Genomic DNA, 19,678 nt, shown 5'->3' on the forward strand with positions numbered 1-19,678 from the left:
CAGCAACGCGTCGAGAATGGTGTCGCTGATCTGGTCAGCGATCTTGTCGGGATGTCCCTCGGTGACGGACTCCGAGGTGAACAGACGACGGGACATGGCTCTCCAGACGTTGCGGGACGTGCTCCGGACTCTCACGGGGATCGGTCGGGGGCCGCTCGACCGGGGCCGCCCTCCCCGGCGCGTGCCGCGGCGGCGGAACGGCCGCCGTCAGGAGGCCCAGGTGCCCGGCGCGCGGTACGCCGGTCCGGGCCGGTGGGGAAGCCTGCCGCTCCGCGGTCCGGCGGACGGACCGGTCTCGTGGAGCCGGCACAGACGGGCCATGAGCAGCGCGGCCACGGCGGCGGTCTCCTCGGGCGTGGGGTTTCCCCGGGAGATGTGGATCGAGGCCATCGCCAGCGCCGTCGAGGGCGGAGGGCCGGCGGGTCCGGCCGGCCGGGGCGGGTGGTCCGGCGCGTTCCCGGAAGCGGGCGTGCGGGTGCCGTCGTTCGCCGGCGGCCGTTCGTCGACGGTGCTCATGCGGGCCCTTTCGGCAGTACCTTCCGGAAACGTCCGGCGTCGCGTTCCCCGGCTCTCCGGAGACGCTCGATCCCGACTCGGGCCGTCCCTTCGGAACGCCCGGTGAATACCGCTCCGCTCCACCGGCCCGGCGGCCGTCCGCAGCTTTTCCGTCGGAACGAATTCCGACGGAAAGAATTCCAGTGGAATTCGAGAGCCGCACGGAGGGCGCCGGGCGGAATTCATTCGGCGCGCACGGGAATCCGTCGCGGTCGCGCCGGAGGAGGGGGCCGCGTCCGGTGGGCGCCGCCGGGCCCGCCCCTCCGGATCAGAAGTTGCCGAGGCCGCCGCAGACGTTGAGGGCCTGGGAGGTGAGGGAGGCCGCCGTGTCGGTGGTCAGGTAGCCGACCAGGCCGGCGACCTCCTCCGGGGTGGAGTAGCGGCCGAGCGGGATCTTCGCGGTGAACTTCCGCATGATCTGCTCCTCGGAGGTGTCGTACGCGGCCGCGTAGCCGGAGCGCACGCGCTGGGCCATGGGGGTCTCGACGTATCCCGGGCAGACGGCGTTGACGGTGATGCCGGTGGGGGCGAGTTCGTTGCCGAGGGCCTTGGTGAAGCCGACGACACCGTGCTTGGAGGCGGAGTAGGGGGCTCCGAGGACGACGCCCTGCTTGCCGGCGGTGGAGGCGATGTTGATGATCCGGCCGCGGCCGGATTCCCGCATGCCGCCGTTCCTGAGGACCTCCCGGGTGAGCCGGAAGACGCTGGTGAGGTTGGTGGCGATGACGTCGTCCCACAGCTCGTCGGTGAGGTCGGCGGTGGGGCCGCCGCCGCTGCGTCCGGCGTTGTTGACGAGGACGCCGATCGGGCCGAAGGTCTCCACGGCGGTCGCGACGAGCGCCACGACCGACTCGGGGTCGCGGACGTCGGCGACGGCGCCGGCCACCTCCAGGCCCTCGGCGAGCAGTTCCGCCACCGTCTCCTTGACCTGCCGCTCGGTCCGGGCGCAGAGGAAGACCCGGTGACCGCGGCGGGCGAGGTCGCGCACCACGGCCAGTCCGATTCCGCTGGTGCCGCCGGTGACGAGGGCCGCCGTGCTGGTCTGTGTGGTCATGGGTCTACCTCCGTCAAGGTCATGGATGCCCCCGACCTTTTCCCGGCCCACTCGACGGCTGCCCGAGCGGCGCTTGAGGGAAGGTCTTCGCGGCCCGTTCCCGGAGTCCCGCTGGAAACGCGCTCGAATCCCGCTGCACGCTCCGTCGAATTCCTTTCCCGGATATCCCAGGAGGTTGTCGGGACGGCTTCCCGACCCGCAGGATTGCGAAAGAACCGGAGGACCGGAGACACATTCCCCGGAAGGAATGCGATGAGCAGCCAGACAGATGCCGTGCGCCGGATGATCCAGGCGTACAACACCGGAAACACCGACGACGTGGCGGAGTACATCCACCCGGACTACCTCAACCCGGCCGCGCTGGAGCACATGGACCTGCGCGGCCCCGATTCCTTCGCCATGGCCGTCAAGTGGCTGCGGATGACGTTCTCGGAGGAGGCCCGGCTGGAGGAGGTGCAGCTGGAGGAGCGCGGGGAGTGGGTGCGCGCGTACCTGGTCCTGTACGGCCGTCACGTGGGGGACCTCGTCGGCATGGCCCCCACCGGCCGCGTCTTCTCCGGCGAGCAGATCCACCTCCTCCGCTTCGTCGACGGCAAGATCCGCGACCACCGGGACTGGCCGGACTACCAGGGCACGTACCGGCAGCTCGGCTCGCCGTGGCCGGAGCCGCGCGGTTGGAGGGACTGAGCCGTGTTCCTGGTCACCGGAGCCACCGGCAAGGTCGGCCGCGAGGCCGTCGACCAGTTGCTCGCGCTGGGCCTTCCGGTCCGCGCGCTGAGCCGCAGTCCCGAGGAGGCGAACCTGCCCGGGGGCGTGGACGTGGTGGCGGGCAGTCCCGCCGATCCCGCCTCGCTGACGGCCGCCTTCGACGGGGTCACCGCCGCCCTGGTGGTGCTCTCCGGCGACGTCGGCGGTGAGGCCGCCCACGTGGCGGCCGCCGCCCGCGCGGCCGGCACCTCCCGGATCGTGCTGCTGTCCTCCGCCGGCATCGAGCACCCGGTGCCGCACGGCATCGCGGAGGAGCACCGGGCGGCCGAGGTGGTGATCGAGGGGTCCGGGGTGCCGTGGACCTTCCTGCGGCCGGGCCCGTTCCACGCCAACACCTCCTGGTGGATCCGTACGGTCCGCGAGTCGGGCTCGGTGCGCTGCTGGATCGGCAACAATCCCGGCGCCCCGATCGACGAGTACGACATCGCCTCGGCGGCGGTGGTCGCGCTCACGCGGGACGGCCACCTCGGGAAGTCGTACCTGCTCACCGGTCCGGAGACGCTGACCTCCGAGGAGCAGGCCCGCATCCTGGGCGGCGTGCTGGGACGGGAGCTGGAGTTCTCGGTGGCGCCGCCCGAGGAGGTGGTGGACGTGTTCGCCGGGATCACCGGGGACCGCCCGGCCGCCGAGAGCAACGTGGCGGCCCTGCGCAGTCCCGAGGTGCCCTGGGCCAGGCCCACCGGCGCGGTGCGCGACCTCACCGGGCGCGATCCGCGCCCCTACCGCCGGTGGGCCGCGGAGAACGCGGCCCTGTTCCGCTGAACAGCCGGGAAACGCGTCAAGGGGATGGAGGGAACGGTCAGATGAGCAGGATCCTGGTGACCGGTGCGACCGGTCTGCAGGGCGGGGCGGTGGCGCGCGAGCTGGTCCGCCGCGGCCGGCCGGTGGCCGCGCTGGTGCGGGACCCGGCCTCGGAGCGGGCGCGGGGGCTCGCGGACCTGGGGGTGGAGCTGGTCCGGGGCGACCTCGACGACGAGGCGTCGCTGCGGTCGGCGCTGGAGGGCTTCCACGGTCTGTTCGCCGTGCAGAACTTCATGACCCCGGCCGGGCTGGGGGGTGAGGTCCGCCAGGGCCGGGCTCTCGCGCGGGCCGCGAAGGCTGCCGGAACCGGTCACGTGGTGTACACGTCGGTGGGCGGCGCGGAGCGGGAGAGCGGGGTTCCGCACTTCGACTCCAAGCGGGGCATCGAGCGGTACCTGGAGAACACGGGCGTGCCGCTGACGGTGCTGCGCCCGACGTTCTTCATGGACAACTTCGCCGCTCACGGGCCCGAGCGGGTGGACGGCACGCTGGTGGTGCGGCTGGCGCTGAAGCCCGACACCCGGGTGCAGTTCATCGCGGTGGACGACATCGGCTGGTTCGCCGCCGAAGCCTTCGACCGGCCGGAGGAGTACGTGGGCCGGGCGGTGGAGATCGCCGGTGACGCCCTGACCGCGACGGAGATCGCGGAGGCGTTCTCGGTCCGCTCGGGCCTGCCGGCCCGGTTCGAGGAGCTTCCGCTGGACGCGGTGGCGGGCAACCCGTACATCCCCAACGCCCCCGACATCGCCTTGATGTTCGAGTGGTTCCAGGAGCACGGGTACCGGGCGGACATCGAGGCGCTGCGGACCGCGCACCCGGGGCTGCGGTCCTTCGCGACCTACCTGGAGGGCATCCCGGTGCCCACGGCCTGACGGCCGCGCCGGGCGGGCGACGGGGCCGGGGACCGCGCGGGCGGTCTCCGGCCCCGTCCGCGTGCGGGCCGGCGGCCGCGCGCCCGAGGCGCCGTCCGCGTGCGCGCGAGCGGGACTCCAGCGGCGGACGCGACGGTGGGAAGGCCGTCGAGCGCACCGGCAGCCCGGCGGACGGCGCGCGACGCGCACGGCCGGCACGGAACGCGAGACGAAAGCGAGACAGCCTTGGCAACCCCCACGCGGCACCGCCCCCCATCCGGCGTCGACCAGCCCGGGGAACCGTCCGGAAGAGAGAGGAAGGGAGCGCCGCCCGGGGCCCCGGCCCCGGCGGCGCGGAAACCCTTCCGGCTGAGTCCCCGAGGGCGGAAGCTGACCCTCGTCCTGCACATCCTGTCGTCGGTCGGCTGGCTGGGCCTGTCCCTGTCGATGGCCACCCTCGCGCTCATCGGACACCTCACCTCGGACCCCGGCGTGGCCGAGGGCGCGTACTACGCGATGTACGTCTTCGACGAGAGCACCGTCTCGGTGGTCAGCCTGGTCTGCGGGGTCACCGGCGTGCTGCTGGGGTGCGGGACGCCCTGGGGCCTGATGCGCCACTGGTGGCTGGTGGTGAAGTGGGTCCTCACCCTGGTCGTCACGGCCTTCGCCTGGGTGTACACCCATCCGCTGGTGCTGACCGCCGCCGAGAAGGCGGCCGCGACCGGGGGCGGGGTCCACCGGCCGAGCCCGGAGGGGACGCTGCTGGCCTGGACCGTGCCGCCGGTCTTCGGCGTGCTGGTGCTGGTGGGCGTCGTCTCGGTCTACAAGCCGTGGGGGCGCACCCGCCGGGGACTCCGGTACGCGCGGGCCCTCGCGGGCTCCTCCGTCCCGGCCCCCGGTTCCGGCCCGGCCGCCGGGCCGGTCCGGGCCGGGGACGTACCGGTGACCGTCGGGGCCGTCGACCGGCCGGCCGAGGGCGTCGTGGGCCTGCGGCTGGTCCCCGCCTCCGGGGCGGCCACCGAGCCGTGGCGGCCGGGCGCGCACATCGACCTCGTCCTGCCCTCGGGGAAGGTGCGCCAGTACTCGCTGCACGGCGATCCGGCGGACGGGTCGGCCTACCACGTGGCGGTGCTGCGGGAACCGGCGGGCAGGGGCGGTTCGGCCGAGGTCCACGGCCTGTCCGTGGGCGACCGCGTCGCCGTGCGCGGGCCGCGCAACCACTTCCCGCTGGCCGGCGCCTCCGCCTTCCTGTTCGTCGCGGGCGGCATCGGGATCGTCCCCTTCCTGCCCATGATCGAGGAGGCCGAGCGGCGGGGCACCCCCTGGCGGCTGCTGTACGTGGGCCGCAGCCGCGCCTCCATGGCGTTCCTGCCCCGGCTGGAGCGGTACGGCGCGGAACGGGTCTCCGTGTACGCGCGCGACCTGACGGGCCGTCCCGACCTCGCCGCGCACCTGTCGGCGTGCCCGGCGGGCACGGCGGTGTACTGCTGCGGCCCGGACGGGCTGATGCGGGCCGTCGAGGAGCTGATGGACACCGCCTGTCCCGGAGGGGTCCTGCACCTGGAGCGGTTCGCGGCCCCGGCGGACACGGCCGCGGGCGAGAACCTCCCGTTCGAGGTCGAACTCGGCAGCACCGGTGCGGTGGTGGGCGTCCGGGCCGACCAGTCGGCCCTGGACGCCCTGCGGCAGGAGGCGCCCGCCCTCTCCGCCTCCTGCGAGGACGGCCTGTGCGGAAGCTGCGAACTGCGCGTGCTGCGGGGCGTCCCCGACCACCGTGACCACGTCCTCTCCCCCGCCGAGCGGGAGCGTACGGACGTGATGTACCCGTGCGTCTCGCGGGCCCGCGGCGGCCGGGTCGTGGTGGACCTGTAGCGCGCGGGCCCGGGACGGACGTCCGTCCGTTCCGGGCCCGCCGCGGCGACGGCCTCCGGGGCGCCTCAGCCGTCGAGGAGCTCGGCGAGGGCTTCGGCCGGGTCGTGGCGCGGTGCGGCGGCCGGCCACCACCGGCCGTCCTCCCACCGGTACGGGTACCAGCGGCCGTCCCGGCCGTAGCGGAGCTGGAGCCCGCCGCCGGCCAGCGTCCAGCGGTTGTCCCGCACCTCCGGCTCGGGGAGTTCGTCGCCCTCCCAGCCCGCGGTGAGCGCGGTACGGGCGCGGGCGGTGTCCTGCCCGGACGGCGTCCAGGGCTCCTCCAGCACGTCCAGGCCGGCGCTCCCGCCCAGCCGCCACGCCTCGGCCGCCCGGTCGAGCCGCTCCGGGCTGCCGCACGCCTCCCTCAGGCGGGTCAGGACGCGCGCGTCGGGGCGGTTCGCCGCGATCCGTACGCAGTCCCGCCAGAGGTCGAGCGGTGCCGGCGGTTCGGCGGTGAAGCCGTGGATGTGGGCGAGCAGTTCGCGGGCGCGCACGGCCGCGGTGGTGACCAGCTCCTCCAGCGGGTCGGCTCCCGCCCCGGCGGAGGAGGCGTCCCGCCCGGGAGGCGGTCCGGGCAGCGGCGGCAGGCCGGGCAGCGCCGCCGGTTCGCGGGCGAACGCGTCCTCGGCGGGAACGCCGTCCGGCAGCGGCACGGCGGTCCCCTCCTCCTCCGTCGCGTCCTCCTCCGCGTCGGCGTCTTCCTCGTCATCGTCCTCGTCGTCGAGGTCCCCGAGGTCGCCGATGATCGCCCGCATCAGCAGGACGGACCGGAGCTCCTCCCGTGCCTCCTCCGCGTCGCGCCCCCGCAGCAGGAGGAGGAGCGTCGCGTCCTCGTCGAGGAGCCAGGACACCTGGTAGCAGAGCGCGGCCGCGTGCTTGCAGGGGTGCTCGAAGGCGTCGCAGTCGCAGTCCGCCTCCAGGTCGCCGTAGCCCGGCAGGAGCCGGACCCGCGCGTCCTCGGCGGCCTCCAGCAGGTCGGGCGGCAGTTCGCCGGCGAGGAATCCGTCGGCGACGTCGGGCCGGTCGGCGGCCTTCTCCCAGAGCGCTTCCCAGTCGTCCTCGTCGAGCCGCTCCAGGGTGAGCACCGTCCTGAAGGGGGCGTCGCCCTCGTAGCCGGTGGTGGAGACGCGTCCGGGGCTGACCGTGATCGGTCCGAGCCGGCCGGCCCGCGCGTGGGCCCGGCCCTTCTTCAGCGCCTCCTCGTCCAGGGATGTGTCCTCCAGCGCGTCCGCCCAGGCCCTGCCCCACCAGGACTGGCCGCGTGCCCGACCGCCCCGTCGCGCGGCGAAGGCCGGGAAGCCCCGTGCGCCCGTCTCGTCCCCGCTCATCCCGCGCTCCTCAGTTCGACCAGGTTGGCCAGTTCGTCGTTGGTCAGTTCCGTCAGTGCCTGCTCCCCGGAGCCCAGTACGGCGTCCGCCAGGCCCTTCTTCGCCTCCAGCAGGGCGGCGATGCGGTCCTCGACGGTGCCCTCGGCGATCATCCGGTGCACCTGGACGGCGCGCGTCTGTCCGATGCGGTAGGCACGGTCGGTGGCCTGGGCCTCGACCGCCGGGTTCCACCAGCGGTCGTAGTGCACGACGTGGTCGGCGCGGGTGAGGTTGAGTCCGGTGCCGGCGGCCTTGAGGGAGAGCAGGAAGACGGGCACCTCCCCGTCCTGGAAGCGGCGGACCATCTCCTCGCGGCGGGGCACCGGGGTGCCTCCGTGGAGCATCAGGGTGGGGACGCCGCGTTCGCGCAGGTGCCTCTCCAGGAGCCGCGCCATGGTGACGTACTGGGTGAAGACCAGGGCGGCCCCGTCCTCGGCGACGATGGTGCCCAGGAGTTCGTCGAGGAGTTCCAGCTTGCCGGAGCGGCCCGCCAGCCGGACGTCCTCCGTCTCCTTGAGGAACTGCGCGGGGTGGTTGCAGATCTGCTTCAGGCCGGTGAGCAGTTTGAGCACCAGGCCGCTCCGGGCGATCCCGTCGGTGGCCCTGATCCGCGCCATGACCTCGCGGACCTGGGTCTCGTACAGGGTGCGCTGCTCGGGGGTGAGGGAGACCGGGCGGTCCGTCTCGGTCTTGGGCGGGAGTTCGGGGGCGATGCCCGGGTCCGACTTCTTGCGGCGCAGGAGGAACGGCCGGACCAGTTCGGCCAGTCGCCGCGCGGTGGAGCCGTACTCCCCCTCCTCCCCCGGCGGCGGTCCGAACTCCTCGCGTTCCTTGCGCTCGGCCTCGATGGCGGCGATCCAGCGGCCGCGGAAGTGGCCGTGGCCACCGAGGAGGCCGGGAGTGGTCCAGTCGAGGAGGGCCCAGAGTTCGGAGAGGTTGTTCTCGACCGGGGTGCCGGTCAGGGCGATCTTGGCGTGGGCGGGGATGAGCCGCAGCGCCTTCGCGGTGCTGGAGTGCGGGTTCTTGACGTGCTGGGCCTCGTCGGCGACGACCGTGCTCCAGCGGTGCGCGCCGAGCTGCTCGGCGTCCAGGCGCATGGTGCCGTAGGTGGTGAGGACGAAGCCGGAGTCGGCGCCGGCCAGGGTGCGGGCGGGGCCGTGGTAGCGGCGGACGGGAGTGCCGGGGGCGAACCTGCCGATCTCGCGCTGCCAGTTGCCGAGGAGGGAGGCGGGGCAGACGACGAGGGTGGGGCCGGCGCTGTCCGGGTGCTCCTGGCGCAGCAGGTGCAGCGAGATCAGCTGGACGGTCTTGCCCAGGCCCATGTCGTCGGCGAGGCAGCCGCCGAGGCCGAGCGAGGTGAGGCGGTGCATCCAGCGCAGTCCGCGCAGCTGGTAGTCGCGCAGGGTGGCCGTGAGGGCGGCGGGCTGTTCGACCGCTCCGGCGCCGTCGTCGGTCTCGGTCAGGCGCCGGCGCAGGGCGAGGAGCCAGTCGCTGGGCGCGACGCGCACCTGCGCGCCGCCGACCTCGGTGTATCCGGTGAGGGCGACGGCGAGCGCCTCGATGGCGGTGAGCGGCTTGAGGTCGCGTTCGCGGGCCTTGCGGGCGATGTCGGCGCCGATGAGCACCCAGTTCCCGCGCAGCGGGACCAGCGGCTGTTCGGCGGCGGCGATCTCACCCATCTCCTGTTCGGTGAGGGGCTGTCCGTCGAGGTCGAGCCGCCAGCGCAGGTCTACCGTGCCGTCGCCGCCGAAGAAGGAGCGGAGGTCGGTGGGCGGGGTCCGTTCGCCGCCGACGACGACGTGGGCGGTCAGGGAGCGGGCGGCCTCCTCGGGCCAGATCACCTCGATGTCGTGGGCGGCGAGCCGGCCGGTGGTGTCGCCGAGCAGGTCCTGGACCTCGCGGGCGGTGAGTTCGAGGGAGGAGGGCACCGGCAGCAGGCGGGAGAGGGGCGGCCAGACGTCGGCGGCCCGTCGTACGGCGAGGACCGTGTCGGCCTGGGCCCGCGGTCCGAGCCCGGCCGCCCCGGCCGAGGCGAACAGCTCGTCGGCGTCGGCGCCGAGGGTCGGGTCGGCGCGGCTGGTCACCCGGGGGACGAGGCGCACGGCGGGCGGGCGGCCGTCGGAGGCGGGCACCAGGTCCAGGCGCAGGGCCAGCCGTACGCCCGAGTCGATGCCGGCGGAGATCTCCTCGGCCCAGGCGCGCAGCTGGGGAACGTACTGGGGCTCGACGGCGGCGAAGGCCGGGCGGCCGGCCACGGCCTGGGCGGCGGCGGTGCGCGGGAGGGTGTCGGCGACCGCGTCGACGAAGGAGCGGAGCAGGGTGGTGGCGTCGGGCAGGAGCAGCGGGCCGCCGGGCGGGACGGGCAGGGGGGTCGCGAGCGCCTCGGCCGGTGCCGCGGCGGCCAGTTCGCGGATGCGCCCGCTGTCCTCCGGGGCGAGCGGGCCGGCGCGCCAGGTGTCGTAACCGGTGGCGGAGACGCCGGGGAGCAGCCGTTCGCGGGCGGCGAGATGCAGGCCGAGGGCGGTGGCGGCGCCCCAGAACGCGGCGGACGGGCTGGGAACGACGCCGTCCGTACCGCCGCCGGCCGCCCCGGTGCGCAGCCGGCGGGCCAGGGTGAGGACGGGCAGCGCCTCGGCGACGGTCAGCCGCAGGACGCGGTGGCGGCGCACCTCGGGGGTGCCGTCGTCGGCGGTGACCAGGTCGGCCTCGCCGGGTTCGCCGGGGAGGGGCGGCGCGTCGGGGTCGCGGCCGGCCGGGGTGCCGGCGTACCGGAAGACGAGCTTTCCGGTACGCGCCGGATCGCCCGCCTCGAAGACCACCGGGCACTGCGCCAACAGGCCGGCCTGTTCACGCGACATCCACACCATCTCTGCTCCGCCCCCTGGTTCCGCGGTCCGGTCAACGCGCGCCGTTCACAAGGCGCTTCGTCCAGTCCTGCACGTAGGGGTACCACGTGGGCGCGGTGCGGTGCATGTTGAGGCTGTGCCCGGTGGCCGGAACGAGGAGGGTTTCCAGCCGGGCCCGGGGCCCGTACAGGGGGGCGGTGGCGGCCTTCAGGGCGGCGGGACTGGAGCAGTCGGCGCCCTGGTCGCCGCAGATGAGCTTGTCGTTCTGGCCGACGACGACGAGGACGGGGACCTGGATGCGTCCGTTGAGGGAGATGTCGCCGTAGGCCGGATCGTTGGGGTAGACGCTCGGCTCGGTGGTGAGTTCGTCGCGCAGCAGCACGCGCGGCTCGGTGGTCCGGCGGTCGTAGAACCAGTCGGCCTTGGCGCCGGTCCGCAGGGCGAGGTAGCCGTCGTCGAGGCGGCGCCAGGACAGCAGCGGGTGCTGCCCGGCGGGCATGTACAGGTGTCCCATCTCCTCGAACGCCGCCAGGTTGGGCGGGGCGCCCTCGCCGGTGAGGACGAGTCCGTCGATGGCGTCGGGGTGCTTGACCGCGACCATGCGGGCCACCGTCGCGCCGAAGGAGTGGCCGACCAGGACGACCTTCCGGTAGCCGCGGTCGCGCAGGGCGCGGACGAGCTGGAGGGTCACCCACTCGTGGGTGGTCTCGGTGAAGCGGGAGCTGTGCGGGGCGGAGCTGGTGCCGGTGCCCAGCCGGTCGAACGCCAGCGTGGCGTGTCCCGCCCGGGTGGCGGCCTCCACGTAGGTGGGACCGCCGGTGCGGCCGCGGGCGCTCCAGTAGTCACGGTCGTAGGTGCCGCCGTGCACCAGCAGCTGGACCGTGGTGGCGCGGGGGCCGCGCGGGGTGCAGAGGGTGCCGGCGATCCGCTGGTCGGCGGAGGTGTCCTCGGCGGGGGACACCCGGGTGGCGAACGGCACGCAGGTCGTCCCGGCCGGCCCGCCGGAGCGGGCGGTCCGCTCGGTGGAGGCGGTCCGCTCGGCGGAGGCGGTCGCGGGGTTCGCGGACAGGGACAGCAGAAGCGCGGCCGCGGCGGCTGCCGCCAGGGCTCGGGGGCGCAGGGCCATTCTGGTTCTCCTGGAGAGGTCGGTGCGGGGGGGGGCGGGGACGGCCGGTCGGGCCGTCCCCTCGGTACGGCGGTACGGCGCTGCGTCAGTACGGCGCTGCGTCGGTACGTCGGTACGGCGCTGCGTCAGTACGTCGGCGGTGTCGTCAGTTCGTCAGGTTGCGGTAGCGGTGGACGGCCAGCGGGAAGAAGACCGCGAAGAGGACGACGGGCCAGACGACGGCCATCGGGGTGGCGTGCTGCGCGATCCAGGAGTCGCCGCCCCACCCCGGGTTCCCGAACAGCTCACGGGTGGCCGCGACGGTGGAGGACAGCGGGTTCCACTCGGCGAGGGTGCCGAGCCAGCCCGGCATCGTGGCCGGTGCGACGAAGGCACTGGTCAGGAAGCCGACGGGGAATTCCAGGGTCTGCACCATGGTGATGCCCTCCGGGCCCTTCATGAGCAGCCCGAGGTAGATGCCCACCCAGGTCAGGGCGAAGCGCAGCAGCAGGAGCAGGCCGACCGCGCCCACGGTCGCGCCGGCGGTGCCGTGCGCGTCCCAGCCCATGAGGAGGCCGACCGCGAACAGCACGGCGAGGCCGAGCACCGAGTTGAGCATGTCGGTGACGCAGCGGCCGACGAGGACGGCCGAGGGGGCCATCGGCAGGGAGCGGAAGCGGGAGGTGACGCCGCGGTTCTTGTCGGCGGCGACGGCTGCCACCGTCTCGCCCATCCCGAAGACCATGGTCATGACGAACATGCCCGGGACGAGGAACTCGCGGTAGTCGCCGCCGCCCGGGACCTGCATCGCGCCACCGAAGAAGTAGCCGAACATCAGGACCATCATCACGGGGAAGAGCATCGCGCTGACGACCGTGCCGGGTTCGCGGGTCCAGTGGGTCAGTCCGCGCAGGGTGACGGTCCAGCCGTCGGCGAGCGCCCAGCGCAGCCGGGACAGCGGTCCGGCGGGGGGTTCGGGGACGGTGACGCTCATGCCTTCACGACCTCCGGCTCCGGTTCCCGTCCGGCGTCCGCCCCGGTCCGTGGCGGCCGGCCGGCTCCGGTGAGGTGGAGGAACACCTCGTCGAGGGTGGGTCTGCGCAGGGCGATGTCCTCGGCGGCGACGCCGGCGGAGTCCAGGGCCCGCACGATGTCCGCCAGGGCGGTGGCGCGGTCGCGGACCCGGACGCTGATCCGCCGGGTGTCCTCGTTCACGACCGGTTCCGCCCCGCCGACGCGGGCCACGGCGGCGGCGGCCCTGCCCAGTTCGTCGGCGCGGCGGGCCACGACGTCGATCCGGTCGCCGCCGATGCGGCTCTTGAGCTGTTCCGGGGTGCCCTCGGCGACGACCTTCCCGGTGTCGATGACCGAGATGCTGTCGGCGAGCTGGTCGGCCTCCTCCAGGTACTGGGTGGTGAGCAGCACGGTGGTGCCGCCGTCGACCAGGGCGCGGACCGCGTCCCAGACCTCGTTGCGGCTGCGCGGGTCGAGGCCGGTGGTCGGCTCGTCGAGGAACAGGACGGGCGGGGCCAGCACCATGCTCGCCGCCAGGTCCAGCCGGCGGCGCGTGCCGCCGGAGCAGTCCTTCACCGGCTTGCCGCCGGCGTCGGTGAGGCGGAAGCGCTCCAGCAGTTCGTCCGCGCGGCGGCGGGCGGCGGCCGGGGACAGGTGGTGGAGCCGGCCGAACATCACCAGGTTCTGGCGGCCGCTGAGGACCTCGTCGAGGGCCGCGTTCTGGCCGACGAGTCCGATGCGGTAGCGGACCCGGGCCGCCTGCCGGACGACGTCGAAGCCGGCGACCTCGGCGCGGCCCCGGTCCGGGGAGAGCAGGGTGGAGAGGATGCCGACGGTGGTGGTCTTGCCGGCGCCGTTGGGTCCCAGGAGTCCGCACACCGTGCCCCGCGGTACGACGAGGTCGAGCCCGTCGAGCACCTGGGTCGTGCCGTAGCTCTTGCGGAGCCCCTCGGCGACGACCGCCGGTCTGCTCGGTTCCACGTCCCGTTTCCTTTCGTTCGGAGGGGTCCGGATCAGTACGGTCCGACGAATCCGGCGTCCACCCCGGTCAGGGCGGGCACGGTGGTCCCGTTCCAGCCCACCAGGTCGAGGCAGGCCCGGGCGATCTTCTCGGCGCTGGGGTGGAACGCCTCCTCCAGCGGCCAGGACACCGGGGCGGGGCAGTCGGGGGGAGTGATCCTGCGGACCGGCGCGCGCAGTTCGCCCGGGACGCGTTCGGCGATCACGGCGGCCACCTCGGCCGAGAAGCCGTAGCGCGCCCAGCTCGTGTCGGCCACCACGACGCGGCCGGTCCGGGCGGCCGACTCGCAGATGATGTCCTCGTCCAGCGGCCGGATGCTGCGCACGTCCACCACCTCGACGCCGATGCCCTGCTCGGCGAGCAGGTCGGCGGCGCGTTCGGCCTCGTGGACCATCAGCGAGGCGGCCACCACGGTGACGTCGGTGCCGTGCCGGGCGATGCGGCCCACCCCGAAGGGGACGGGGGTGAGTTCCTCGGGCACCTCGCCCTCGACGGGGTAGAGGGAGCGGTTCTCCATCAGCACCACGGGGGTGTCCGTGCGCAGGGCGGTGGCCAGCAGGCCCTTGGCGTCGGCCGGGGAGGCGGGAGCGGCGACGTAGAGGCCGGGGAAGTGGCCGAACGTCGCGTGCAGGCTCTGCGAGTGGGTGGCGCCCTGACCCCAGCCGCGGCCGACGACGCCGCGCATGACGACCGGCACGCCGCCCTTGTCCCCGTACATGTAGCGCCACTTGGAGGCCAGGTTGATCATCGCGTCCATGGCCAGGAACATGAAATCGGCCCGGGTGTGCACCACGAGGGGGCGCAGGCCCTGGTCGGCGGCGCCGATGCAGATGCCGGCGACGGCGTTCTCGCTGTTGGGGGTGTCGATCACCCGTCCCGCGCCGAAGCGTTCGAGCGCGGAGCGGGTGGTGCCGTAGGAGCCCTTGTGGTCGTCGACGTTCTGTCCGGCGACGACGATGCTCGGATCGGCCTCCATCGCCTGGACGGTGCCCTCGGCGATGGCCTGCCAGTACGTGAGCTTCCGGCTCATCGTGCTCTCCTGTCAGCTCGTGCCGGCCGGGCGCCCGTAGGCCCCGTCGGTCAGCCGGTCCACGTCGGGGTAGGGCGCCGCCTTGGCGGCGGTGACCGCGAGCAGGGTCTCGTCGCGGAACTCCTCGTCCCAGCGGGCGACGCGCTCGTCGATGTCGGGCGTGCCGGGGCGCAGTGCCGCCGCGCTCCGGCGGACCGGGCAGCGCTCCAGCCAGCTCTCGACCTCGGGCCCGGGGCGGTCGATCCCGGTGTCGAAGCCCGGACCGACGTGCTCGCGCCAGCGGTAGGTGTCCAGTTCCAGGAGGTACGGGCCCCGGCCGGCCCGGCAGTGGGCGGCGGCCCGCAGGGCGGCCTCGTGGACGAGGGAGACGTCGTTGCCGTCGACGCGCTCGGCCGCGATCCCGTACGCCCGGGTCCGCTCGGTGATCCCGGTGGTGGCGGAGTTCGCCGGCTGGCGGGCGGAGAGCGGGGAGGAGATCGAGTAGGAGTTGTTCTCGCAGACGAGGACGACCGGGACGTGGTGGACCGCGGCGAAGTTGAGGGATTCGTGGAAGACGCCCTCCTCGGAGGCCCCGTCCCCGAAGAAGGTGACCACGACCCGTGAGGAGCCCTGCCGGGCCAGGGCCCAGGCGGCACCGGTGGCCACGGAGATCATCTCGCCGAGGATCGCCGCCGATCCGGCGAAGCCGACGGCCCGGTCGGTCAGGTGCACGGATCCCCCGCGCCCGCCCGAGCAGCCCGTCTCCTTCCCGTAGAGTTCGGCGACCATGGCGGTGAGGTCCCCGCCCTTGGCGAGGTAGGCGGCGTGGCTGCGGTGCCCGGTGTAGACGAGGTCGTCCTCGCGCAGGGCGGCGCAGACCCCGACGGCGGCGGCCTCCTGGCCGACGGAGAAGTGCACCGGGGTGCGCATCTCCTGCTCGTCGCGGTAGAGGTCCGCCAGCTCCTCCTCCACGCGGCGGATGCGCACCATGTCGCGGAGCAGCGTGGCCGGATTCGCCACCGGGTCCTCGGGTGTGTTGGGGTTCGGCACGGCCGACGGCACCTCCAGGGTGGACGGGACAACCGAGTGGTGATCGTTCCCGCGTCCGGTGGAGCACGTCTGGAGCCGGGGCGGAGCGCCGCGCGGGGTCCGCGCTCGACCGATCCTCCGCCGTGCCCGCGTAGCCTGCGCCGTGCTCGTGGCGCGGACGCGCCTGCGAGGGAGAGGGGAGCCCCCGATGGTCGTGGCGGAGAAGGAGCTGGGCCGCCGGCTCCAGCTCGTGCAGGGAATCCACTGGTTGTACGGGGCGCAGGGCGATCCGTACGCCGCGCTGCTGCGCGGGTACGACGGCCCGGACCCGCGGGAGGTGTACGCCCGCAACCGGGAGGCGGGGCCGCTGTGGCGCAGCCGTCTGGGCACCTGGGTGACCGCCCGGTACACCACGGCCGCCGAGCTGCTGGCCCTGCCGGCGGCGGACGGCGGCCCGTCGTCCGGGTCCGTGTCCCAGCCCCGGACGGCCGTGGCCTGGGACCGGGGGCTGCCCTCCCCCGGGCCCGAGGGCCCGCACGGCGCCGACCGGGTCCGGGCCCTGGCGGAACGGGCCTGCGAGCGGCTCCTGGCGGGGCTGCGCGGGGAGGTGGACGCGGTCGCCGGGATCGCCGCCCGGGTCCCCGTCGAGGTGCTGGCGGACCTGAGCGGCCTGGCCGGGGCGGACCGCGAGCGGCTGGCCCGCGCGTGCGCGGCGGTGGCCCCGGCGCTCGACGCGGCGCTGGCGCCGCCCTCGTACGAGGACGCCGCCCGGCTGCCGGACGCCGTCGCCGCCCTGCGCGGGCTGCTGGGCGGCGCGGCCGTGCCGCGGGCGGTGGTGGAGGTGCGTGCCGCGCGGGAGCTGGTCGCCGGGGCGCTGGGCGCGGGGCCGGAACGGTGGGCGGCGCTCGCCGGCCGGGGGCGGGAGGGGGCGGCCGCGGTGGTGGCGGAGACGCTGCGCCACGACCCGCCGGTGAAGGTGCACGCGTTCACCGCGGCGGCGGACGCGGAGGTGGCCGGGCAGCGGATCGCGGCCGGGGAACAGGTGGCCGTCCTGGTCGGCGCGGCCAACCGGGACCCGGAGGTCTTCGACCGGCCGGACGTCTTCGATGCCGACCGGTCCGGGCCCCGGCCGCTGGTCCCCGCGCCGTACGGGGTGCCGCTGGAGCCGTTCGCCGGGACCGTCGCCGAGACGGTGGTGGCGGCCCTCGCCGCGGCCCGTCCCGGGGCGCGCGCGGCCGGTCCCGTCGTGCGGAGCCGGCGGACGCCGGTGACGGGGGGACTGCTGAGGGTGCCCGTCCTGTTCTGACCTCCGCCCCGGTACGGCCCGGCGGGCCGTACCGGGGCGGACGCGCGAAGAGACGCCCGGCCGGGGTTTCCCGGCCGGGCGTCTCTCGTGCGCGGCTGTCGCGCGGCTCCCGGACCCGGCCGCGGGGCGGGGTCCGGGTCCGGTGCGGCCTCAGGCGGAGCGTTCGTACAACGGGGTGTAGAGGTGGGGCTCGCTGGTGCTGAGCGCCCTCAGGGCCGCGCGGTGGGCGGCGAACCCGGGGTGACCCAGGGCCTTCCGGAAGGACGCCTCGTCCTCCCACTCGGCGAGGTTGGCGTAGACGCGGGGGTCCTCGGTGTGCCGCATCAGGCGGTGCCGGAGGAACCCCGGTTGGGCGGTGAAGAACGCGGAGGTCTCGTCGAACGCCCGCTCGAACTGCTCGGTCGGTCCGGTGACCGTGAAGCGGTTGATGAAGGTGATCAAGGGGGAGCCTCTCTCTCAGTCGGGTCCGACGGGTTCGACGGGTTCGTCGGGTCAGCGGGCCGCGGTGGTCGGCTCGGCCACGGGCCGTGCCGGGCGGCCGTCGGCGGCCGGGCCGGTGGCGCCGCGCCGCGGGATCCGGGCGAGCACCACGCCGGCCAGGATGATCGCCATGCCGAGCACCTCGCGCCCGGTGAGCCGGTGGTTCTCCAGCAGGACCGTGCCCAGGGTGAGCACCACGGGCACGACGTACAGCACGCTGGAGGCCCTGGCCGCGCCCTCGTCGCGGATCAGCCAGGCGAAGCACATGTACACCAGGCCGGTGTTGAGGACCCCGAGCACGAGGAGGGCCCCGATGACGGCCGCGGAGAACTGCGGGGCGCGGTCGAAGCCGCCGTTGGGCAGGTTGATCGCGGCCCAGCCCACGCCGATGACCGCCTGCGAGGTGGCCAGCACCACGGGGCGCATGTCCTGGCCGTCCTCGGCGACCGGCTTCATCAGCTTCTCCATCAGCAGCATGGACCAGCCGTAGGCCAGTGCCGCGACGGCGTTGACGGCCGCGGCAGCCGAGAACCACTGGGCGCCCGCGTTCCAGGGCGCGTACAGGACGAGGACACCGGCGAAGCCGACCAGCAGGCCCGCCGTCAGGGTGACCGGGACGCGGCCGGTGCGGCGGCGCACCAGGTGGAGCAGGACGACGCACAGCGGCACGCTCGCGTTGAACACCGAGACCATGCCCGCGTCGGCGCCCAGGGCGTCGTCCACCAGCTCGACCAGCAGGACGGGCAGCGCGTTGGCCAGGAAGGCGATGAGGACCAGCAGGCCCCAGACGGAGGGGCGGCGGGGCAGCCGCGTACCGCTGAGGAGGAGCACGCCGAGCATGGCCACGGCGCCGACCAGGATCCGGAAGAAGCTGAACTGGGCCGAGTTCAGGCCCTGGAAGACGATTTTGATCCAGAAGTAGCTGAGGCCCCACATCAGGCCGACGATGCCGAAGCGTGCCACGGAACCGAACCGCACGACTGTTTCTCCTGTCTGTCACGGGGTGGAGGTGCGCGCGGCGGCGGCACCGGGGGGACGGATGAACACGGCGACGAGGAGGGCGGCCGCGGCGAAGCCGGCGCCGGCGAGGAAGCTGGCCGACATGCTCTCCACGAAGACGTGGCCCATGGCCTGCTCGGGCGGGGTCCCGGCCGGCAGTGCCTGCTCGGCGCCGCGGCCGGCGTGGGTGCCGACGGTCACCAGGACCGCGAGTCCCAGCGAGGCGCCGACCGTCTGCAGCGCGTTGTGCACGCTGGAGGCGGCGCCCGCCTCGTCGTCGTGCAGCCCGGAGGTGGCGAGGATGGCGGACGGGACGACGCAGAAGGCCATGCCGGAGCCGAACAGCAGCAGCGCCGGCAGGACGTCCCCGCCGTAGCCGAAGTCCGGGGTCAGACGGGACAGCCAGGCGTTGGAGGCGATCAGCAGCGTCGCGCCGGTCAGCAGCAGCCCGCGCGGCCCGAGCCGCCGCTCCAGCCAGACCGCCGCGCCGGACATGGTGATCATCGCGGCGGCCACCGGGGTCAGGGCCACGGCCGAGAGCAGGGGGCTGTAGCCGGCGAACAGCTGGAGGAACTGCACGAGGAAGAACCCCGTGCCGATCAGGGCGCCCTGGACGGCGAAGGTGCCCGCGAACGCCCAGGCGCGGTTGCGGTCGCCGAACAGCCGGAGCACCACGATGGGTTGCCGGGCCCGCCGTTCGACGGCCAGGAAGAGGAACAGCAGCACCACGCCGGCGGCGGCCGGGCCGGCGACCGTCACGTCCGTCCAGGGGTGCTCGGCGGCCCGGGTCAGGCCGAACACCAGGGAGACGGCTCCCAGGGTGGACACCAGGGCGCCCGTCAGGTCGAACCGGCCGCGGCTCGGCCGGGTCTCCTCGATCACCAGCGGTGTCAGCAGCAGGATCAGCAGGCCGAGCGGCACGTTCAGGAGCAGCACCCACCGCCAGGAGCTGAGCGAGGAGAGCGTGCCCGCGAGCAGCAGTCCGCCCGCGGTGCTGGCGGCGCCGACCGCCATGTAGAGGGCGATCGCCCGCTTCCGCGCGGTCTCCTCCCCGAACATGCTCAGCACCAGGGCCAGGGCGCTGGGCGCGGCGAGGGCGGAGCCGATGCCCTGCAGGGCCCGCAGGGCGATCAGGAGGTCCCCCGAGGTGGCGGCGGCGCGCAGCGCGGCGGCCACCGTGAACAGGGCGACGCCGGCGAGGAAGACCTTGCGGCGGCCCAGCAGGTCTCCCATGCGCCCGCCGAGCAGGAGCAGTCCGCCGAAGGTCAGCAGATAGGCGTTGAGGACCCAGCCGAGGCCGACGGGGTCGAGACCGAGGCCCCGGCTCATGCCGGGCAGGGCGATCTGCACCATCGACTCGTCGAGCAGGACCATCGCGTTGCAGCCGGCGAGCAGGGCCAGGGCGGTGCCCGCGCGTGCCGCGCCGCGCCTGGGTGCCACCGGTGACGGCCGGGGCGCCGAGAGTTCCGACGTGTGCACGGACATGCCTTGCCTCCTGAGGGGATGCGACGGGGACCGACCGGAATCGGCGGGGCGCGGGTGGGGCGGGTGCCGGGACTCCG

General features: G+C 74.5%; 18 protein-coding genes. 5 read left to right on the forward strand and 13 right to left on the reverse strand.

Features of this window, described 5'->3' with window-relative positions:
* The 3 genes from ACFYZY_RS27555 to fabG all read right to left on the reverse strand — a co-directional run.
* Positions 1-96, reverse strand: a 96-nt coding sequence (locus tag ACFYZY_RS27555) for an S-adenosylmethionine synthetase N-terminal domain-containing protein (RefSeq protein ID WP_352332740.1), incomplete at its 3' end; no start/stop codon positions are given.
* 111 nt (positions 97-207) lie between these two features.
* The gene (locus ACFYZY_RS27560; RefSeq protein ID WP_388699340.1) at positions 208-516 is read right to left on the reverse strand and encodes an acyl-CoA carboxylase epsilon subunit; all 309 of its coding nucleotides are present in this window, start codon (positions 514-516) and stop codon (positions 208-210) included.
* A gap of 307 nt (positions 517-823) precedes the next feature.
* Positions 824-1,609 (reverse strand): 3-oxoacyl-ACP reductase FabG, encoded by a 786-nt coding sequence (gene fabG / locus ACFYZY_RS27565; protein WP_388699343.1) that lies wholly within the window; start codon positions 1,607-1,609, stop codon positions 824-826.
* A 252-nt stretch (positions 1,610-1,861) separates the two neighbouring features.
* Between fabG and ACFYZY_RS27570 the strand changes: the two genes are divergently transcribed.
* The 4 genes from ACFYZY_RS27570 (at position 1,862) to ACFYZY_RS27585 (ending at position 5,901) form a co-directional block, all read left to right on the forward strand.
* On the forward strand, positions 1,862-2,296 hold the full coding sequence (locus tag ACFYZY_RS27570; RefSeq protein ID WP_388699346.1) for a SnoaL/DnrD family polyketide biosynthesis methyl ester cyclase: 435 nt from the start codon (positions 1,862-1,864) through the stop codon (positions 2,294-2,296).
* A gap of 3 nt (positions 2,297-2,299) precedes the next feature.
* A complete protein-coding gene (locus ACFYZY_RS27575; protein ID WP_388699348.1) occupies positions 2,300-3,139 on the forward strand; it encodes an NAD(P)H-binding protein in 840 nt (279 codons plus the stop codon).
* A 41-nt stretch (positions 3,140-3,180) separates the two neighbouring features.
* Entirely contained in the window at positions 3,181-4,050 is an 870-nt protein-coding gene (locus ACFYZY_RS27580; protein ID WP_388699351.1) for an NmrA/HSCARG family protein, read from the forward strand.
* A gap of 771 nt (positions 4,051-4,821) precedes the next feature.
* Positions 4,822-5,901, forward strand: coding sequence for a PDR/VanB family oxidoreductase (locus ACFYZY_RS27585; protein ID WP_388699482.1), 1,080 nt, complete (start codon positions 4,822-4,824; stop codon positions 5,899-5,901).
* Positions 5,902-5,966: 65 nt separating this feature from the next.
* On the opposite strand, the gene ACFYZY_RS27590 is transcribed toward ACFYZY_RS27585, so the two are convergent.
* The 7 genes from ACFYZY_RS27590 to ACFYZY_RS27620 all read right to left on the reverse strand — a co-directional run bounded on the left by ACFYZY_RS27590 (position 5,967) and on the right by ACFYZY_RS27620 (position 15,352).
* On the reverse strand, positions 5,967-7,268 hold the full coding sequence (locus ACFYZY_RS27590; protein WP_388699354.1) for an SWIM zinc finger family protein: 1,302 nt from the start codon (positions 7,266-7,268) through the stop codon (positions 5,967-5,969).
* A complete protein-coding gene (locus ACFYZY_RS27595; RefSeq protein WP_388699357.1) occupies positions 7,265-10,174 on the reverse strand; it encodes a DEAD/DEAH box helicase in 2,910 nt (969 codons plus the stop codon). Before ACFYZY_RS27595 ends, ACFYZY_RS27590 begins: the two co-directional genes overlap by 4 nt.
* A 31-nt stretch (positions 10,175-10,205) precedes the next feature.
* Positions 10,206-11,279 carry an alpha/beta hydrolase gene (locus ACFYZY_RS27600; protein ID WP_388699360.1) on the reverse strand — a complete coding sequence of 358 codons (1,074 nt, stop codon included), beginning with the start codon at positions 11,277-11,279 and terminating at the stop codon, positions 10,206-10,208.
* 145 nt (positions 11,280-11,424) lie between these two features.
* A complete protein-coding gene (locus ACFYZY_RS27605) occupies positions 11,425-12,252 on the reverse strand; it encodes an ABC transporter permease (RefSeq protein ID WP_388699363.1) in 828 nt (275 codons plus the stop codon).
* Positions 12,249-13,253 carry an ATP-binding cassette domain-containing protein gene (locus tag ACFYZY_RS27610; protein WP_388699365.1) on the reverse strand — a complete coding sequence of 335 codons (1,005 nt, stop codon included), beginning with the start codon at positions 13,251-13,253 and terminating at the stop codon, positions 12,249-12,251. Before ACFYZY_RS27610 ends, ACFYZY_RS27605 begins: the two co-directional genes overlap by 4 nt.
* A gap of 32 nt (positions 13,254-13,285) precedes the next feature.
* Positions 13,286-14,323, reverse strand: a complete 1,038-nt coding sequence (locus ACFYZY_RS27615) for an alpha-ketoacid dehydrogenase subunit beta (RefSeq protein ID WP_388699367.1) — start codon at positions 14,321-14,323, stop codon at positions 13,286-13,288.
* A gap of 12 nt (positions 14,324-14,335) precedes the next feature.
* A complete protein-coding gene (locus ACFYZY_RS27620) occupies positions 14,336-15,352 on the reverse strand; it encodes a thiamine pyrophosphate-dependent dehydrogenase E1 component subunit alpha (protein WP_388699368.1) in 1,017 nt (338 codons plus the stop codon).
* A 187-nt stretch (positions 15,353-15,539) separates the two neighbouring features.
* Between ACFYZY_RS27620 and ACFYZY_RS27625 the strand changes: the two genes are divergently transcribed.
* Positions 15,540-16,637 carry a cytochrome P450 gene (locus ACFYZY_RS27625; protein ID WP_388699371.1) on the forward strand — a complete coding sequence of 366 codons (1,098 nt, stop codon included), beginning with the start codon at positions 15,540-15,542 and terminating at the stop codon, positions 16,635-16,637.
* Positions 16,638-16,787: 150 nt separating this feature from the next.
* On the opposite strand, the gene ACFYZY_RS27630 is transcribed toward ACFYZY_RS27625, so the two are convergent.
* The 3 genes from ACFYZY_RS27630 to ACFYZY_RS27640 are packed head-to-tail and all read right to left on the reverse strand — an operon-like array spanning position 16,788 to position 19,601.
* Complete coding sequence (locus ACFYZY_RS27630; RefSeq protein ID WP_388699374.1) at positions 16,788-17,078, reverse strand: antibiotic biosynthesis monooxygenase family protein; 291 nt, start codon at positions 17,076-17,078, stop codon at positions 16,788-16,790.
* 51 nt (positions 17,079-17,129) lie between these two features.
* Positions 17,130-18,095: a DMT family transporter gene (locus tag ACFYZY_RS27635; RefSeq protein ID WP_388699376.1), complete on the reverse strand. Its 966-nt coding sequence runs from the start codon at positions 18,093-18,095 to the stop codon at positions 17,130-17,132.
* 18 nt (positions 18,096-18,113) lie between these two features.
* Positions 18,114-19,601, reverse strand: a complete 1,488-nt coding sequence (locus ACFYZY_RS27640; RefSeq protein ID WP_388699378.1) for an MFS transporter — start codon at positions 19,599-19,601, stop codon at positions 18,114-18,116.
* Between the last annotated feature and the right edge of the window lie 77 nt (positions 19,602-19,678).

Source organism: Streptomyces sp. NPDC001744 (genome assembly GCF_042892575.1).
Taxonomy (GTDB): Bacteria; Actinomycetota; Actinomycetes; order Streptomycetales; family Streptomycetaceae; genus Streptomyces.

Excerpts from the sequence above, each read along its gene's own strand:
- ACFYZY_RS27615 (WP_388699367.1), bottom strand. The coding sequence starts at position 14,323 with ATGAGCCGGAAGCTCACGTACTGGCAGGCCATCGCCGAGGGCACCGTC.
- ACFYZY_RS27570 (WP_388699346.1), top strand. The coding sequence starts at position 1,862 with ATGAGCAGCCAGACAGATGCCGTGCGCCGGATGATCCAGGCGTACAAC.
- ACFYZY_RS27605 (WP_388699363.1), bottom strand. The coding sequence starts at position 12,252 with ATGAGCGTCACCGTCCCCGAACCCCCCGCCGGACCGCTGTCCCGGCTG.
- ACFYZY_RS27600 (WP_388699360.1), bottom strand. The coding sequence starts at position 11,279 with ATGGCCCTGCGCCCCCGAGCCCTGGCGGCAGCCGCCGCGGCCGCGCTT.
- ACFYZY_RS27590 (WP_388699354.1), bottom strand. The coding sequence starts at position 7,268 with ATGAGCGGGGACGAGACGGGCGCACGGGGCTTCCCGGCCTTCGCCGCG.
- ACFYZY_RS27625 (WP_388699371.1), top strand. The coding sequence starts at position 15,540 with ATGGTCGTGGCGGAGAAGGAGCTGGGCCGCCGGCTCCAGCTCGTGCAG.
- fabG (WP_388699343.1), bottom strand. The coding sequence starts at position 1,609 with ATGACCACACAGACCAGCACGGCGGCCCTCGTCACCGGCGGCACCAGC.
- ACFYZY_RS27560 (WP_388699340.1), bottom strand. The coding sequence starts at position 516 with ATGAGCACCGTCGACGAACGGCCGCCGGCGAACGACGGCACCCGCACG.
- ACFYZY_RS27640 (WP_388699378.1), bottom strand. The coding sequence starts at position 19,601 with ATGTCCGTGCACACGTCGGAACTCTCGGCGCCCCGGCCGTCACCGGTG.
- ACFYZY_RS27580 (WP_388699351.1), top strand. The coding sequence starts at position 3,181 with ATGAGCAGGATCCTGGTGACCGGTGCGACCGGTCTGCAGGGCGGGGCG.
- ACFYZY_RS27595 (WP_388699357.1), bottom strand. The coding sequence starts at position 10,174 with ATGGTGTGGATGTCGCGTGAACAGGCCGGCCTGTTGGCGCAGTGCCCG.